This is a genomic window from Nocardiopsis alba DSM 43377 (assembly GCF_000341225.1).
GTDB lineage: Bacteria > Actinomycetota > Actinomycetes > Streptosporangiales > Streptosporangiaceae > Nocardiopsis > Nocardiopsis alba.
Genome location: NZ_ANAC01000009.1, coordinates 40,590 through 57,696 on the forward strand (window position 1 = coordinate 40,590; position 17,107 = coordinate 57,696).

The 17,107-nt window shown below is 68.9% G+C and carries 13 protein-coding genes; 3 read left to right on the plus strand and 10 right to left on the minus strand.

The window, feature by feature from the left end:
* Positions 1-221 precede the first annotated feature (221 nt).
* Positions 222-2,225, minus strand: coding sequence for a helix-turn-helix transcriptional regulator (locus D451_RS0106910; protein ID WP_017533883.1), 2,004 nt, complete (start codon positions 2,223-2,225; stop codon positions 222-224).
* 96 nt (positions 2,226-2,321) lie between these two features.
* Between D451_RS0106910 and D451_RS0106915 the strand changes: the two genes are divergently transcribed.
* Positions 2,322-3,419: a DUF3866 family protein gene (locus tag D451_RS0106915; RefSeq protein ID WP_014911750.1), complete on the plus strand. Its 1,098-nt coding sequence runs from the start codon at positions 2,322-2,324 to the stop codon at positions 3,417-3,419.
* 5 nt (positions 3,420-3,424) lie between these two features.
* Here the strand turns inward: D451_RS0106915 and D451_RS0106920 are convergent, their stop codons facing one another.
* The 6 genes from D451_RS0106920 to D451_RS0106945 form a co-directional block, all read right to left on the minus strand.
* Positions 3,425-4,462 (minus strand): methionyl-tRNA formyltransferase, encoded by a 1,038-nt coding sequence (locus D451_RS0106920; protein ID WP_014911045.1) that lies wholly within the window; start codon positions 4,460-4,462, stop codon positions 3,425-3,427.
* A 156-nt stretch (positions 4,463-4,618) separates the two neighbouring features.
* On the minus strand, positions 4,619-5,719 hold the full coding sequence (locus D451_RS0106925) for an FKBP-type peptidyl-prolyl cis-trans isomerase (protein WP_187294480.1): 1,101 nt from the start codon (positions 5,717-5,719) through the stop codon (positions 4,619-4,621).
* A 167-nt stretch (positions 5,720-5,886) separates the two neighbouring features.
* Positions 5,887-7,245 (minus strand): Pup--protein ligase, encoded by a 1,359-nt coding sequence (gene pafA / locus D451_RS0106930; protein WP_014912838.1) that lies wholly within the window; start codon positions 7,243-7,245, stop codon positions 5,887-5,889.
* Between the two features lie 107 nt (positions 7,246-7,352).
* Positions 7,353-8,111, minus strand: coding sequence for a proteasome subunit alpha (gene prcA / locus D451_RS0106935; RefSeq protein ID WP_014912290.1), 759 nt, complete (start codon positions 8,109-8,111; stop codon positions 7,353-7,355).
* A 56-nt stretch (positions 8,112-8,167) separates the two neighbouring features.
* Positions 8,168-9,013, minus strand: a complete 846-nt coding sequence (prcB, locus tag D451_RS0106940) for a proteasome subunit beta (RefSeq protein ID WP_017533884.1) — start codon at positions 9,011-9,013, stop codon at positions 8,168-8,170.
* Positions 9,014-9,196: 183 nt separating this feature from the next.
* Positions 9,197-9,400: a ubiquitin-like protein Pup gene (locus D451_RS0106945; protein WP_014910028.1), complete on the minus strand. Its 204-nt coding sequence runs from the start codon at positions 9,398-9,400 to the stop codon at positions 9,197-9,199.
* A gap of 550 nt (positions 9,401-9,950) precedes the next feature.
* Between D451_RS0106945 and D451_RS0106950 the strand changes: the two genes are divergently transcribed.
* Positions 9,951-11,105, plus strand: coding sequence for a S1 family peptidase (locus D451_RS0106950; RefSeq protein ID WP_014909500.1), 1,155 nt, complete (start codon positions 9,951-9,953; stop codon positions 11,103-11,105).
* Positions 11,106-11,297: 192 nt separating this feature from the next.
* Here the strand turns inward: D451_RS0106950 and dop are convergent, their stop codons facing one another.
* From dop to D451_RS26310, 3 genes are all read right to left on the minus strand, one after another.
* Positions 11,298-12,821, minus strand: a complete 1,524-nt coding sequence (gene dop, locus D451_RS0106955) for a depupylase/deamidase Dop (protein WP_036567840.1) — start codon at positions 12,819-12,821, stop codon at positions 11,298-11,300.
* 294 nt (positions 12,822-13,115) lie between these two features.
* Entirely contained in the window at positions 13,116-14,885 is a 1,770-nt protein-coding gene (gene arc / locus D451_RS0106960) for a proteasome ATPase (protein ID WP_081536535.1), read from the minus strand.
* Positions 14,886-15,155: 270 nt separating this feature from the next.
* Positions 15,156-16,094, minus strand: coding sequence for a tRNA (adenine-N1)-methyltransferase (locus D451_RS26310; protein WP_017533885.1), 939 nt, complete (start codon positions 16,092-16,094; stop codon positions 15,156-15,158).
* A gap of 199 nt (positions 16,095-16,293) precedes the next feature.
* On the opposite strand from D451_RS26310, the gene ppgK reads away from it, so the two are divergent.
* Positions 16,294-17,064, plus strand: a complete 771-nt coding sequence (ppgK, locus tag D451_RS0106970; protein ID WP_014910967.1) for a polyphosphate--glucose phosphotransferase — start codon at positions 16,294-16,296, stop codon at positions 17,062-17,064.
* Positions 17,065-17,107: the final 43 nt, after the last annotated feature.

The window sequence follows — 17,107 nt, forward strand, 5'->3', positions numbered from 1 at the left end:
GTCGCCCGGGACACCTTCTCGGACAGCACGGCGGCCTCGTGTCGGACCCTCGATGTGAGGGACCCGACGACGCACAGGCCGGCGATAACCGTGCCGAAAAGGACAGCGAGGGCGATCACGGTTTCACCTTATCCCTTTCCAGATGACCTACACCTCGCCCCCCGATGAACGGCTGAGACTCACTCCGACGACAAAACGGTCTCGTCCTGTTCGAGGTGGTTTCACCCTTCCTCGTAGGGCTTCAGAGCCCGCTCCGCCTCGCTCCGCACCTCGTCGGCCAGGTTCGTGGGAGACACCACACGTCCCTCGGCCCCCAGGGACAACGCCAGCCTCGCCACCCAGGCCGGGGCCGGGGTGCGCAGGGTCGCGAAGACCCCGCCGTCGGCCGACTCGACGACCGACTCGCACACGTAGTCCTCGGTGACCCAACGGGCGGACGGTTCCAGGGCCAGGGTGACCAGGGCGTCGCGGTCGGAGCGCTGAAGGATCCCCTTGGACAGGTCCCTGCGCCCCACACCCTCGGGCACCTGGGCCGCGTAGGGCAGCACCGTCAGTTCGAGTACCCGGTCCAGGCGGAACAGGCGCACGTCCTGACGCAGGTGGCAGTACCCCTCCAGGAACGTCTGACCGTCCTGCACCACCAGCCCCATCGGGTCCACATCGCGTTCGGTGACCTGGTCCAGGTAGCCCGACAGGTAGCGCAGGTGCATACGCTGTCCGGCCTCCAGAGCCTGGGAGCAGCGCCGCCGGGTCTGCGCCACCTGCTCGTCGGTCTCCACCCTGACCTGGACCGCGTCGGCCAGGTCGCCCACGGCCGTACCGGCGGCGCCGCGCAGTTTCTCCCCCACCCGCTTGAGGACCTCGCCCTCCACCCCCTGGGCCTCGGGCAGCGCCTCCAGCAGGGACAGGCCCACCACCAGGCTGGCCGCCTCGTCCGCGGTCAGCCGCAGCGGCTGGGCCAGGGTCTCGGCGTTGCCGATGATGATCTCGCCGGTCTCCTTGGCGGCGTCCAGGTCCACCTCGATGAGATCGCCGGGCGTGTAACCGGGCAGCCCGCACATCCACAGCAGGCTCAGGTCCGACACCACCTGCTTCTCGCTGAGGCCGAAGTGCCGGGCCACCTCGGGTACCCGGACGTCGCGCCCCAGCGCGTAGGGGACCAGCATCAGCAACCGGCGCAACTGGTCGGCCGAACGGGGGCCGCGTCCGGGCGTCTCGCCCTCCACCGGCTCGGCCCTCGGCCCGGGCTCCCCCGTCGGGGCCGCGACGATGCCCGCCAGGTGGGCGGCCACGGCGGCGCGCGCCTGGGCGGGCTCCACGACCTCGGCGTTGGCCCCCTGCTCGGCCACCCGCCGCACCAGGGTCGCGGTGTCGGTGTAGGGAAGGGTGAGGGTGTCCCAGGCCCGTCCCCCTCCCTCACGCTCCCCGGGGACCACGCGCAGTGCGCTGCGGCGCAGAGCGTGCGCGGAGTCGGCCCGCACCCGCACGGTGGCGGTGTGCTCGGGTTCGACGCTCTGTTCCGAGACCACCGAGCGCAGATCGACACCGGCGGGCACGCTCACGTCCGGACCGGTGCGCACCACGGTCACCTCGCCCTGGATCCGCCCGAGCCGGAAGACCCGACGGTCCTCTCGCAGCCGATCGTGGCCGACCACGTACCAGTGACCGCTCCGGTTCACGATGCCCCACGGCTCGATCTCACGCCGCTGCGGTTCGGCCTGCCCCGGTTTGCGGTACGAGAAGACGACCGGACGTCGGTCCCGCACCGCCTGCCAGATGGGGCCGAAGGCCGGCTCGTCGGTCCGCATGGTCGGGGTCAGCCCGGGGGCGGCCTCGGCGTCCACCGGGACGCCGGCCGAACGCAGCTTGAACAGGGCGTTGGCCGCCGCCTCCCCCAGAGAGGCGTGCCGCCAGGCCCGTGCCGCCAGGCCCAGTACGAGGGCCTCGTCGGGCATCAGTTCGATCTCGGACAGTTCGTAGTCCGAGCGGGAGATGCGGTAACCCTCCTCTCCACTGAAGGCGTCACCGGTTCCCACCTGGATCGGAATGCCGCTGTCGCGCAGTTCCCTCTTATCGCGCTCGAACATGCGCTTGAAGGCCGACTCGGTCTCGGCCTCCGCGTACCCCTGGACCGTCTTCCTGATCTCCTGAGCGGTCAAGTGGCGCCGCGTGGACAACAGGCAGATGACCAGGTTGAGCTGCCGTTCGGTCTTCCTGCGCGACATCGTCCGCACTCCTTCGCCCTGTGATGATGGACCGGGTGGGGCCGCGAGGGCGCGTCCTCCCACCTTCGGTTCAGCTTCGAAGGTACCGTCCCGATCATGATCCGGTGGCGCCGTGGTGAAGTCCGTCGACTCCTGCCCTCGTGGCCGGGGGTCCTCCTGTGCTCGGTCTCCCTGAGCACCGACGAAGCGAACGACGAGGAAGAGGCCCCCACCTGCCGCGCCCTGGCCTACCCCGAGCTGGTCGGGACACCCGAGGTGGGTGATTCCGTGCTCCTCAACACGGGCGCCCTGGACCTGGGGCTGGGCACCGGCGGCTACGCGTTGGTGGTGGCTCTGCCCGACCGTCTGCCGCCCGACCACGAGGGGCCCGGACACCTGGTCAAGGCTCGTTACACGCCGCTCCAGGCCACCGTCCTGGGGGCGGACGAGCAGGGCTCCCCCCACCACGAGATCCTGCGCTCCGCCCGGGGCGTGGACGATATGCCGGTGGTGGTGGCCGACCTGCACTCGGCGCTCCCCGCCGTCCTGGCCGGGATCCGGTCCGAGCGTCCCGGAACACGCGTGGTCAACGTGATGCTCGACGGCGGCGCCCTGCCCGCCGCGTTCTCACAGGTGATCGGGGTGCTACGGGAGAACGACCTGTTGGCCGGCTGTGTCACCACCGGGCAGGCCTTCGGTGGAGACCTGGAGGCCGTCACGGTGCACTCCGGGCTCCTGGCCGCCCGGCACGTCCTGGGCGCGGAGATCGCGGTGGTCTGCCAGGGCCCCGGGAACCTGGGCACCGGCACCCCTTGGGGTTTCTCCGGCGTGGCCTGTGGAGAGGCGCTCAACGCCGCCGCGGTCCTGGGAGGACGCCCCGTGGCGGCGCTGCGGGTGAGCGAGGCCGACCCGCGCCCACGCCATCAGGGGGTCTCGCACCACAGCCTGACCGCCTACGGCCGGGTCGCCCTGGCCCCTTCGGAGGTGGTGGTCCCGGATCTGCCGGGGATCTTCGGCGAACACGTGCGCGACCAGGCCTGGCCGTTGGGCGAGCGGCACACGCTGGTGGAGGTCCCGGTGACCGGGCTGGAGGACGAGATCCGTTCCCTACCGGTGAAGGTCTCCACGATGGGACGCGGATTGGAGGAGGACCGCGCGGCCTTCCTGAGCTCGGCGGCGGCCGGACGTCACGCGGCCTCTCTACTGCGCCCCTGAGCCGGTCAGAGGGCGGAGCCGCCGTTCATGTGCGCGGTGGGGTGGAGCCCGCCCGTGTCGTACTCGACCTGAACCGGCACGCGCCCGGCCGCGGAGAGCATGTGAGCGGAGGGGACGTCGAAGTACCTCCCTGGACGGAACATGGCCAACGAGGTCGGGTCCGCCCTGACGCCCTCGTCCACACGCACCACCTCCGGCACGAACACGGATCCGTCCCCGCAGGTGACGCCCCATTCCCGCCCCGATCCGGCCGAGACCACCTGGCCGGGGTCCCCACCCACGATCTCCGGCACCAGGTTTCCGGAGCAGAAGGTGATCCTGGCCCCGCCGAACATCGCGAACGCCCCCGGGTAGGGGGAGGCCAGGGCCCGCACCATCCGGTCCACGTCGCGCCCCGCCGCGGTCAGGTCCAGATGGCCGTCGCAGGGGCGACGCCGGGGCCACACCGACGCGTGACCGCTCTGCGGACGCCGGGGAGCGCGCCCCTCCAGGAGGGCGTCCAGGTTGCGCAGGATGAGTTCGGACTGTAGATGCCCGACCCGCTCGTACAGGCCGGTGGCGGTCACGTCGGAGGGCACGTCGAACCGGATCCGGTCCACGATGTCGCCCGCCTGGGCCTCACCGTCCAGGTGGAAGAGGGTGACGGCGCTGGAGCTCATGTCGCGCAGGATGGTCCACGGGATGGGGGCCCGGCCCCGGCCCACCGGAAGCGGCGAGGGGTGCACGCCGACCCCGCCCAGGGGCAGGGAGTCCAGGACCTCTTCGTGGATGAGCTGCGACCATCCGGCCACGACCATCAGGTCGATCCCGTGCGAGGAGAGCGCGTCACCGACCTCGTCGCCGTTGATGTCGGCCGCGCGCAGGTGCGGCAGGTCGTGCGCGCGCGTGACGGTCTCGAAGTCGGTGTAGCCGCAGCGGTGCGCCAGCTCGGCCGAGTAGGAGATCACCAGGCTCGGCGGCCGGCCCCGGGCGCAGAGCTCCTCCAGCGCCGGGATCCCCAGACGCAGACCCGACACGTAGCAGTAACGCCTCCGCTCCGGCATGGCTCCCCCTCCGGCCGTGGTCACTCCGGGTGACGACTCTACGCATACGGATCGCCGTGTTCCCGCAGGTCCCTTCGTTCTGCGTGTCAGAGGAAAGGCCCCGCGAGCGGTACTCGCGGGGCCTTCGAGATCGGTCGACCTTCGTGGAGAAGGGGGTTACTCCTCCTCCGCCTCCTCGTCTGCGGCGCCGTCGCCGGCCTGCTCGCCTCCGTCGCCCTCCAGCTCCTCGGGCTCGGGCTGGGGCGGGTTGTCGTAGGCGCCCAGGATGTCGATCACGAAGACCAGGGTGCCCACCGGGCCGCCCATGGCCTCCTCCTCGGTCTCGCCGTAGGCCTGGTCACCGGGGACGACCAGCAGCAGACGGCTGCCGACCTTCTGGCCGACCATGCCCTTGTCCCAGCCCTCGATCACCGCTCCGGCGCCGATGGTGGTGTCGAAGGGATCACCGCCACGGCTCCAGGTGGAGTCGAAGACCTCGTGCCCGCCGTTCTCGTCGGCCTCCCAGCGCACGCCCGTGTACTGGGCGATGACCTGCTGGCCCTCCTCGACCTCGGCGCCCTGACCCTCGATGAGGGGGAGGACCTCCAGATCCTTGGGCGGATCGGTGTCGGGGATCTCGATGGTGGGCTCGCTGTGACCCTCCTGGGTGACGGTCGGCAGATCGCCGCCGCCCTCCTCGGTCTGCTCGCCCGGCACCACGGCGCCCTTGGAGTAGCGGTCCATGATGTCGATGACCAGGACGCTGGCCCCCTCGGGAGCCTCCTGCCCCATCGCCTCGGCCTGCTCCCGCTCCTCCTGGGTCAGGGCCGGGAAGACGTAGACCGCCCGGCTGCCCAGAGGCTGGCTGACCAGCGTGTCGGTGATGTACTCGGGCATCTCGGCCATGCGCACGAGGTCGGGGGCGCCGGTCTCGTAGCTGGACTGGCCCTCCATCTCCTCGCCCTCGCCCGGCCCCGTCCACTGGTACTGGACGACGTTGGCCACGAGCAGGTCGTCCGCGCCGACCAGGCCGTTCTCGCCGGGCCCCTTGTCGACCACGCCGGAGATCTCTTCCTCGGGAGGCTGGGCGTCCGGGAAGGTGATCTGCGGTTCCTCACCGACCTCACCGGTGACGTCGGGCAGCCGGGGGTCGAGTTCCTCCTCGTTCATACGGAGGAAGGCGGGGGTCTTCCAATCCTCGGGAATCGATCCGCAGCTTGACACCGCCAGGGCGATGGCGGTCAGTGGCACCGCGAGGGCGGCGGCACGTCGGTGCATGGTCACAACCTCTGATTTCCGGCACAGGACAGGGTCACACTACCGAAAAGAGCGGGTGCGGCCACCCCGGGGAACCGATGGAAGTCGAAAGGCCCCGTCGGACGGTGTCCTCCACCGCCGACGGGGCCCGGTTCCGCGTGTCCGATCCGTGGGACCGAAAACCTCGCTCACATACCGGCGATCAGTTTCTCCACCCGTTCGTCCACGGACTTGAACGGGTCCTTGCACAGAACGGTCCGCTGTGCCTGGTCGTTGAGCTTGAGGTGCACCCAGTCCACGGTGAAGTCGCGCCGCTGTTCCTGGGCCCGGCGGATGAACTCGCCGCGCAGTCGCGCCCTCGTGGTCTGCGGTGGCACCGACTTGGCCTCGAAGATCTTCAGATCCCCGGTCACGCGTTCCATCTGGCCGCGGTTCTGCATGAGGTAGAACAGGCCGCGGTCGCGGTGGATGTCGTGGTAGGTGAGGTCGAGCTGGGCCACACGGGGCGAGGACAGCGACAGGTCGTGCTTGTCGCGGTAGCGCTCCAGCAGCATGTACTTGGCGACCCAGTCGATCTCCCGGGAGACCGACTCCAGGTTCTGGGTCTCCACCGCCTCCAGGGTGCGCTGCCACAGGTCCAGGACCCGCTTGCCCACGGGGTCGGTGCCGTGGCGGTCCACGTAGCTCTGCACCTTGTCCAGGTACTCGCGTTGGACCTCCAGGGCGCTGGCCTCACGGCCGTTGGCCAGACGCACCTTGCGCCGCCCGGTCATGTCGTGGCTGATCTCGCGGATCGCCCGGATCGGGTTCTCCAGGGTGTAGTCGCGCATGACCACCCCGGCCTCGATCATCCGCAGCACCAGATCGGTCGAGCCCAGCTTGAGGAGGGTGGTGGTCTCGCTCATGTTGGAGTCGCCCACGATGACGTGCAGACGACGGAAGCGCTCGGCGTCGGCGTGCGGCTCGTCCCGGGTGTTGATGATGGGGCGCGAACGCGTGGTCGCGGAGGAGACGCCCTCCCAGATGTGCTCGGCGCGCTGGCTGACGCAGTACAGGGCTCCCCGGGGGGTCTGGAGCACCTTGCCCGCGCCGCAGACGATCTGACGGGTGACCAGGAAGGGGATGAGGACGTCGGCGAGGCGGCCGAACTCGCCGTGCCGTCCCACGAGGTAGTTCTCGTGGCAACCGTAGGAGTTGCCCGCGGAGTCGGTGTTGTTCTTGAACAGGTAGATGTCGCCGGCGATGCCCTCCTCGTGCAGGCGCTGCTCGGCGTCGATCTGCAACCCCTCCAGGATGCGTTCGCCGGCCTTGTCGTGGGCCACCAGGTCCACGAGGTCGTCGCACTCGGGGGTGGCGTACTCGGGGTGGCTCCCCACGTCCAGGTACAGGCGGGCGCCGTTGCGCAGGAACACGTTGCTGCTGCGTCCCCACGAGACCACCCGTCGGAACAGATAGCGGGCGACCTCGTCCGGCGACAGCCTGCGCTGTCCCCGGAAGGTGCACGTGACCCCGTACTCGTTCTCCAGCCCGAAGATCCGTCGTTCCACGCGGCCTCACCAACTCCCGTCACCGTGGTGAAGACGACGGGGCCTCGTCGTCCCACCCGCCCGGACGGTGCGACGCTCCGGTGGCGTCGCACCGTCGTCCTCGTACGTCAGGTCCGGTCGGCCTCTCCATCGGTACCGTTCTCGCCGTCGGAGGCGTCCCCGGGACCGTTCCCCTTGCCCTCCTCCAGGAGGGAGATGAGACGGTCGCCGTGGATACGGCGGAACTTACGGTGTTGCCTGGAGCGTTCCAGCACGGCGACCTCCAGGTTGCCGGCCTCCAGGTCGCGTTCCTCCCCGTTCTCTCGGGCCAGGGCCTGGGTGGCCGCGTTGAGGGCCGCGGCGAGCGAGGCGTCGGCGACGAAGTGGTCCTTGAGCACGCTCGCGACGTGCTCGGAGGAACCACCGACCGCGACGAAGCCCTGCTCGTCGACGATGGAACCGTCGAAGGTGATGCGGTAGATCTCGTCCTCGGCGGCCGTGTCGCCGACCTCGGCGACGACGATCTCGACCTCCCAGGGCTTGAGGCTCTCGCTGAAGACGGTGCCCAGGGTCTGGGCGTAGATGTTGGCGAGCTGACGTCCGCTGACGTCACGGCGGTCGAACTGGTAACCGCGCACGTCGGCGAAGCGCACGCCCATCAGACGCAGGTTCTCGAACTCGGGATAGCGGCCGACGGCGGCGAAGCCGATGCGGTCGTAGAGTTCGCTGATCTTGTGCAGGGTGCGGGACATGTTGTCCGCCACCAGAAGGATTCCGCCCTCGTACTGGAGGACGACGGCGCTACGGCCGCGCGCGATTCCCTTGCGCGCGTAGTCCGCCTTGTCCTTCATCTGCTGTTCGGGGGCGACGTAGAACGGCATCGACACCGCGGATCGTTTCCTTACCTAGTCGGGAGAGGTCTGTCGTGGGGGCGCTGGGCCGCTCAGTCCAGTCGGGCCGTGGGTCCGTCCGGATGTACGGCGCGTCCCTCGACCACCTCCGTGGCCAGTCGGGCGACGTCCTCGGTGGGGACCCGACGGTGACCGTCCTCGGTGATCACGTCGATCAGGGGGAAGATCCTGCGGTGCAGGTCGGGGCCGCCGGTGGCGGAGTCCTCGTCGGCCGCGTCGTAGAGCGATTCCAGGGCGACCTTGATCGCGGTGGTCTCGTCGAGGTCGTCGCGGTAGAGCTTCTTGATCGAGCCCTTGGCGAAGACCGAACCGGACCCGATCGAGTGGTAGCGCTGTTCCTCGTAGCGGCCGCCCGCGGCGTCGTAGCTGAAGACACGCCCCTGGCCGGTGGCCTCGTCGTAGCCGACCAGCAGGGGGATCACCACGAAGCCCTGCATCGCCATGCCCAGGTTGCCCCGGACCATCTGGGCGAGTTTGTTCGCCTTACCCTCGAGGGAGAGGGAGCGACCCTCCAGCTTCTCGTAGTGTTCGAGCTCCACCTGGTAGAGCCGTGCCAGTTCGATGCCGATGCCGGCCGAACCCGCGATGGCCACCGCCGAGTACTCGTCGGTGCGGTAGAGCTTGTCCATGTCCCTGTTGGCGATGACGTTGCCCTGGGTGGCCCTTCGGTCCCCGGCCAACAGGACACCGCCGGGGAAGGTCAGGGCGACGATGGTCGTCGCGTCCGGTGTGAGGTGTTCGACGACCCCTCCCGTGGCGTTCAGGTGCTGTCCGGGCAGCAACTCGGGGTTGACCGCCCGGAGGAACTCGGTGAAGGACGAGGTACCCGCACTCATGAAAGCGGCCGGCAACCCTCCGCCCTCGAACCCTTCGAACACGCGACTCCCTCCACTGGCGCCCCACCCCGTCTCGGGATGGATGGGGCGCTCGTCATCCGTTGTACGTCGACCGGCCGTTCCGGTCGGGGCCGGCCCGACCGGGCCGACAGGATCGACCTTAACCTTGCGCGTCACGGGGCCGGGGGCCTCCGAATGCGCTGTCAGCGAACCGTTCCAGGACGGTCACTGACCGCCCTTCTGCACGAACTGACGCACGAAGTCCTCGGCGTTGCTCTCCAGGACGTCGTCGATCTCGTCGAGGATGTCGTCGACGTTCTCGTCGAGTTCCTCGTTGCGTTCCACGGTCTCCGCGGAGGCCTCGGTCTCCTCGACCTCCTCGTCACGACGCGAGGAGTGCTTCTGACCACCGGTGTCCTTAGTCGCCATCGTTTGCTACCTCCCGTTCGGGGCTCTCGCCCTTATCTTGGCCCAACGGCACCCGGCTCAACCCCCTTCCCGGGGCCCGATACCCGCTAGTTACCTCGAATCGTCCCCTGGGGAGCGGGCGGATGACGGTTCCGGTGCCCCTCGCCCCGGGCGTGTCTCCGGTGCGGGGCGAGGCCGCCCCCGACGATTCCCCTCGGTGAGGCCCTTTTCGTGTAACGGCGTGTTCACGTGAACCCGCTCGGAACCCAGTACCTTTGTCCGGATCTGGCCAGATATACCCCCTTGCGCACACATATGCACTTCAGTCCGTGACCAAACGGTACGGCTACGACTAGGTGACGCCCCGTGTTCGCGACGGACAGCGACGGTCATCACCCGATGACCCGATCATGGGGCGTCAACCTGAATGATTTCCCCGCTTGACCGTCTTTCCCTCACCAAAACGTGCACTTATGGTTGGGCGTTGTTTACCGAATGTCTCGGTGAACAACGGAGAGCGAACACGTTCGACCTCCGATCCCCCGTCAGTCCCCCTGGAGAGTAGGGATCAATGAGACCCTCCCCCGTTGTCTCCGCCATAGGTACCGCGGCCTTGGCCTTCGGTCTGGCTCTGACCACCTCCCCGGCTGCCCTCGCGGCGACCGGCCCCCTCCCCCAGTCCCCCACCCCGGATGAAGCCGAGGCCACCACCATGGTCGAGGCCCTCCAGCGCGACCTCGGCCTGTCCCCCTCTCAGGCCGACGAGCTCCTCGAGGCGCAGGCCGAGTCCTTCGAGATCGACGAGGCCGCCACCGCGGCCGCAGCCGACTCCTACGGCGGCTCCATCTTCGACACCGACAGCCTCACCCTGACCGTCCTGGTCACCGACGCCTCCGCCGTCGAGGCGGTCGAGGCCGCCGGCGCCGAGGCCAAGGTGGTCTCGCACGGCATGGAGGGCCTGGAGGAGATCGTCGCCGACCTGAACGCGGCCGACGCTCAGCCCGGCGTCGTGGGCTGGTACCCCGACATCCACTCCGACACGGTCGTCCTCGAGGTCCTCGAGGGCTCCGGTGCCGACGTGGACTCCCTGCTCGCCGACGCCGGTGTGGACACCGCCGACGTCAAGGTGGAGAGCACCACCGAGCAGCCCGAGCTGTACGCCGACATCATCGGCGGTCTCGCCTACACCATGGGTGGGCGCTGCTCGGTCGGCTTCGCGGCCACCAACGCCTCCGGCCAGCCCGGGTTCGTCACCGCCGGCCACTGCGGCACCGTCGGCACCCCGGTCAGCATCGGCAACGGCCAGGGCGTCTTCGAGCGTTCCGTCTTCCCCGGCAACGACTCCGCCTTCGTCCGCGGCACCTCGAACTTCACCCTGACCAACCTGGTCAGCCGCTACAACACCGGTGGTTACGCGACCGTATCCGGCTCCTCGCAGGCGGCGATCGGCTCGCAGATCTGCCGTTCCGGCTCCACCACCGGCTGGCACTGCGGCACCGTCCAGGCCCGCGGCCAGACGGTGAGCTACCCCCAGGGCACCGTGCAGAACCTGACCCGCACCAACGTCTGCGCCGAGCCCGGTGACTCCGGCGGCTCCTTCATCTCCGGCAGCCAGGCCCAGGGCGTCACCTCCGGTGGCTCCGGCAACTGCTCCTTCGGCGGCACCACCTACTACCAGGAGGTCAACCCGATGCTGAGCAGCTGGGGTCTGACCCTGCGCACCTGATCCACGGATCACCCTCTCGGTAGATCGGTGTCCCCGACCCCGGGGCCCGCGCTCCCGACGGCCCCGTCCGCGTCAGCGGGCGGGGCCGCCCGCGTTCGCACGCGAGGAACGGACGAACGCGGAGGGGCCGCCCGTCCCGCACGCTCGCGCGCCGGACACGAACGGCCCCGAAGGTCCCCCGTCGACCGGACCTCAGCCCCGTCGGTTCCCGCCCAGGATCGCCACCAGGTCGACGGCGGTGGGCGCCGCGTCCAGCAGGGCCCCCACATGCTCCCTGGTGCCCCGGAGCGGCTCCAGGGTGGGAACCCGCTGGAGGGAGTCGTGACCGGGCAGGTCGAAGATGACCGAGTCCCAGGAGGCGGCCGCGACCTCGTCCGGGTACTTGGCCAGGCAACGGCCCCGGAAGTAGGCCCTGGTGTCCTCGGGCGGCTCGGTGACGGCCCGGGCGACCTCCGACTCCTCCACGAGCCTTCGAACCTTCCCGCGGGCGGCGAGCCGGTTGTAGACGCCCTTGTCCTGACGGACGTCGGAGTATTGGAGATCCACCATCTGGAGTCGGGGGTGGGTCCACTCCAGACCATCGCGCGAACGGTACCCCTCCAGGACCTTCAGCTTGGCCACCCAGTCCAGCTCCTCGGCCAGGTCCATCGGGTCCGACGCGAGTCGGGCCAGCACCGACTCCCACCGGTCCAGCACGTCGGCGGTATCGGGGTCCACGTCCGTACCGAAACGGTCCTCGACGTACTTGCGGGCCTGGTCCAGGTACTCGCCCTGGAGTTCCAGGGCGGTCATGCGCCGACCGTCCCGCAGCCGGACCCGGTGGGTCAGACCGGGGTCGTGGGAGATCTCCCGCAGATCCGCGACGGGCGTCTCCAGGGACAGGTCCGCCTCGAGGAAGCCGTCCTCGATCATCGACAGCACCAGGGAGGTCGTCCCCAGCTTGAGGTAGGTCGAGATCTCGCTCATGTTGGCGTCGCCGATGATCACGTGCAGACGCCGGTAACGCTCGGGATCGGCGTGGGGCTCGTCCCGGGTATTGATGATCGGTCGCTTGAGGGTGGTCTCCAGACCGACCTCGACCTCGAAGAAGTCGGCCCGCTGGGAGAGCTGGAAACCGCCGCCCTGTCCGTCGGTGCCCAGCCCCACCTTGCCGGCGCCGCACACCACCTGGCGGGAGACGAAGAACGGGATGAGGTGCCGGACGATGTCCCCGAAGGGGGTCGACCGGTTCATCAGGTAGTTCTCGTGGCAGCCGTAGGAGGCGCCCTTGTTGTCGGTGTTGTTCTTGTACAGCTGGATCGGTTCGACGCCGGGCGTGGCCGCGGCCCGGGCCGCCGCGTCGGCCATCACCCTCTCTCCGGCCTTGTCCCACAGCACCGCGTCGAGCGGGTTGGTGACCTCGGGGGCCGAGTACTCCGGATGCGCGTGGTCCACGTACAGACGCGCGCCGTTGGTGAGGATGACGTTGGCCAGTCCCAGATCCTCGTCGGTCAGCTGGGTCGGGTCGGCCATCTCCCGCGCCAGATCGAACCCCCGCGCGTCGCGCAGCGGGTTCTCCTCCTCGAAGTCCCAACGGGCCCTGCGGGCCCGGGCCGCCGAGGCGGCGAGGTAGGCGTTGACCACCTGGGTAGAGGTGACCATCGCGTTGGCGCCGGGGTTTCCCGGCACGGAGATCCCGTATTCGGTCTCGATACCCATAATCCGCCGCACACTCATGATGAGAGGTTATCCGCCGGGGCACCGTCTTGAACGCTTCCGCGCCAATTGTGGCCTAAGCGCCGTCTTCCCGGGCGTTTCGAAAGAGCGGGAACCGGCGTGTCGGCGCAGTTCGGAACGGGTTCGCGAGGATTCGCAAGAAAAACAGACGAAAAGAGGAACAAACTCGACCGGAACGTTTTGTCCGGATACTTCGTGTGCCGCGACACGAGGCGTCCCCCGACACGCGGGAGGGCCCGCCGGGACGTCCCGACGGGCCCTCTCACAGCGGCCGTGACCGCGGACGAGCACGGGTCACAGGTACTGACCGGTGTTGGCGACGGTGTCGATGGAGCGACCGGCGTCGGCGCCCTTCTTCCCCGTCACGAGGGTCCGGATGTAGACGATCCTCTCGCCCTTCTTGCCGGAGATCCTGGCCCAGTCGTCCGGGTTGGTGGTGTTGGGCAGGTCCTCGTTCTCGCTGAACTCGTCGACGCAGGCCTGGAGGAGGTGGGAGACCCTGATCCCCTTGGACCTGTTGTCGATGAAGTCCTTGATCGCCATCTTCTTGGCGCGGGAGACGATGTTCTCGATCATCGCGCCGGAGTTGAAGTCCTTGAAGTACAGGACCTCCTTGTCACCGTTGGCGTAGGTGACCTCCAGGAAGCGGTTCTCCTCCCCCTCGGTGTACATCCGCTCCACGACCCGCTGGATCATGGCGTCCACCGTGGCCTTGGCGGACCCGCCGTGTTCGACCAGGTCCTCCTCGTTCAGCGGCAGATCGGAGGTGATGTACTTGCCGAAGATGTCCCGGGCCGCCTCGGCGTCGGGCCGTTCGATCTTGATCTTGACGTCCAGACGGCCGGGCCGCAGGATCGCCGGGTCGATCATGTCCTCGCGGTTGGAGGCGCCGATGACGATGACGTTCTCCAGCCCCTCGACACCGTCGATCTCGCTGAGCAACTGCGGGACGATGGTGTTCTCCACGTCGGAGGACACCCCCGAACCGCGGGTGCGGAAGATCGAGTCCATCTCGTCGAAGAACACGATGACCGGGGTGCCCTCGGAGGCCTTCTCACGGGCCCGCTGGAAGACCAGGCGGATGTGCCGCTCGGTCTCGCCGACGTACTTGTTGAGCAGCTCCGGACCCTTGATGTTGAGGAAGAAGCTCTTGCCGACGTCCCGACCGGTGCGCTCGGCGACCTGCTTGGCCAGCGAGTTGGCGACCGCCTTGGCGATGAGCGTCTTACCGCATCCGGGCGGGCCGTACAGCAGCACACCCTTGGGCGGACGCAGACGGTGCTCGTAGAAGAGCTCCTTGTACAGGTAGGGCAGTTCGACCGCGTCCCGGATCATCTCGATCTGCCCCGCCAGGCCACCGATGTCGGTGTAGGCGATGTCGGGGACCTCCTCGAGGATGAGCTCCTCGACCTCGGACTTGGGAATGCGCTCGTACACGTACCCGGATCGGGGTTCGAGCAGGAGCGAGTCCCCCGGCCGGATCGGTTCGTCGCGCAGCGGCTCCGCCAGCCGCACGATCCGTTCCTCGTCGTGATGTGAGATCACCAGCGCCCGCTCGCCGTCCTCAAGGATCTCCTTGAGCATGACGACCTCGCCGACGGTCTCGAACGACTCCACCTCGACGACGTTGAACGCCTCGTTGAGCATGACCTCCTGGCCCGGCCGCAACGTCTCCAGATCCACGGAGGGACTGACGTTGACGCGCATCTTGCGGCCGTTGGTGAAGATCTCGACGGTATCGTCTTCGCGCGACCCAAGGTAGACACCGAAGCCCGACGGCGGCTGTGCGAGCCGGTCGACCTCCTCCTTGAGCGCCACGATCTGCTCGCGCGCCTCCTTCAATGTGGAGACGAGCCGTTCGTTCTGCCCGTTGGCCGCGGCGAGGTCGGCTTGGACCTCACGCAACCGTTCCTCGAGCAGACGTACATGTCGGGGCGAGTCGGCGAGCTTACGCCGAACCACGCTGAGTTCCTTTTCCATGTAGGAGACCTGGGCCGTGAGTTCAGCGACTTCACGGTCCCGGTCGCTCTGACGCTCGTCTTCGCGCTCGGCCACGTCCGCCACCTCCCTATGAGAAGGACGACTACTCGGGAGCGTACCTACCCCTGCCCATTTCCTAACCTCCCAGCTTGAGGGAGTGTCGTAGGCCTCATTTTGAGGTCTTGCTTAACCGCAGGTCATCGTGCTAGAGCACACTGCGACGTAATGAGAACGTAACCTCCGTGTCCATCACCTGGAAAGCCCGGTTCACGTCCGGAGCCCCCATCGTCGTCTTCGGCGGGCATGGAGAAGCCCGCCCGGGCGTACCCGGGCGGGCTCGAAGCGAGGCTCTCGTCAGTCCTCGGTGGAGGAGCTCTCCTCCGTCACACCGTTCACGGCGCCCTCGGTGCCCTTCGCGGCGCTCCGGGAGGCCTCGTAGTCCTTGCCGTAGGCGCCCTTGGCCGGACGACGGCGACGCTCGGGGGCCTCGACACCGTCGGCCAGGCGGCGGGCGACCACCAGGAAGCCGGTGTGACCGATCATCCGGTGGTCCGGACGCACCGCCAGACCCTCCACGTGCCAGGTGCGCAGCATGGTCTCCCACGAGCGCGGCTCGTAGAACCGGTCGTCCTCGCGCAGCTCCTCCACCACCCGGGAGAGCTGGGTCGTGGTGGCCACGTAGCAGCACACCAGGCCACCCGGGATGAGGGCCCGGGCCACGGCGTCCAGGCACTCCCAGGGAGCGAGCATGTCGAGGAAGACCCGGTCGACGTCGGTCTCGTCGAGCTCCTCGACCAGGTCGCCCACCGTCAGTCTCCAGGCCGGGTGCGGACCGCCGTGGAAGTTCTCGACGTTCTTGCGGGCGATCTCGGCGAAGTCGGCGCGGCGCTCATAGGAGTGCACCATGCCCTTCTCGCCGACCGCGCGCAGCAGCCAGTTGGACATGGCGCCCGATCCGGCGCCGGCCTCGACCACCCGGGCACCGGGGAAGATGTCGGCCTCCACCAGGACCTGGGCCGCGTCCTTGGGGTAGACGATGGTCGCCCCACGCTTCATGGAGAGCGTGTAGTCGATGAGCAGGGGGCGCAGCGCGACATAGGCGGTGCCCGTGTTGGAACGGACGACGCTTCCCTCGGGTTCGCCGATGAGATCGTCGTGCTCGACCTTGCCCTTGTGCGAGTGGAAGGCGCCACCCTCACGCAGTGTGATCGTGTGCATGCGCCCCTTGGGGTCGGTCAACTGCACGGTGTCACCGTCGGTGAAGGGGCCGCGGCGGCCATGGATACCGGTCAACGTCGCTCTCGTCTTCCCACGTCGCGTTTGTTCGGGGCAGTCGCCCAGCGTATCGGCCCCCGGATACCGGACCGAACCGTCCGCCCCTCCCGGACCCCCTCCACCAGGCGTGCGAAAACCCTTTCTCTCGGGCAGGATCGGGCATGGGACAGACCCACACGATCCGATCGACGCACGAGGACCACGGGGGACACCAGCCATGTCAGAGCCGACCACGGGCCTGGGAATCGACATCGGCGGCAGCGGTATCAAGGGGGCCCCGGTCGACCTGGACTCCGGGGAGTTCCTCCGCGATCGCCTCAAGATCCTCACCCCCGAACGTCCCGGCCCCGAGGCCGTGGCGGCGATCGTCGCCGAGATCGCCGACCACTTCCCGGAGGCCGCGGGCACCCCGCTCGGCGTCACCTTCCCCGGCGTGGTCCAGAACGGGACGGTGCGCACCGCCGCGAACCTGCCCGGCCCCTGGGTGGGGACCGACGCGCGGGCCCTGTTCTCCCAGGCCACCGGGCGGCCGGTCCGCGTGCTCAACGACGCCGACGCCGCCGCTCTGGCCGAGGCCCGCTACGGGGCCGCGAAGGGCGTGCTCGGCACGGTCCTGATGACGACCCTGGGCACCGGGATCGGTACGGCGCTGGTGGTGGACGGGCGGCTGGTCCCCAACACCGAGTTCGGCCACCTGGAGATCGACGGGCACGACGCGGAGACACGAGCCTCGTCCGGCGCCAGGAAACGGGACGAGTTGTCCTACCAGGCGTGGGCCCGAAAACGCCTGAACCGCTACTACCGGGTGATCGAGGACCTGCTGTGGCCCGACCTGATCGTGGTCGGCGGCGGGGTCAGCCGCAAGGCCGACCGTTTCCTCCCCCACCTGGACATCCGCACCCCGATCGTGCCGGCGACGCTGCGCAACACCGCCGGGATCGTCGGCGCGGCCCTGGCCGCGACCGAGGACCACGCCCGACACGCCTAGGACGGTGGAGCCGGGTCTCCGGATGCCCGGGGCGACGCGGATC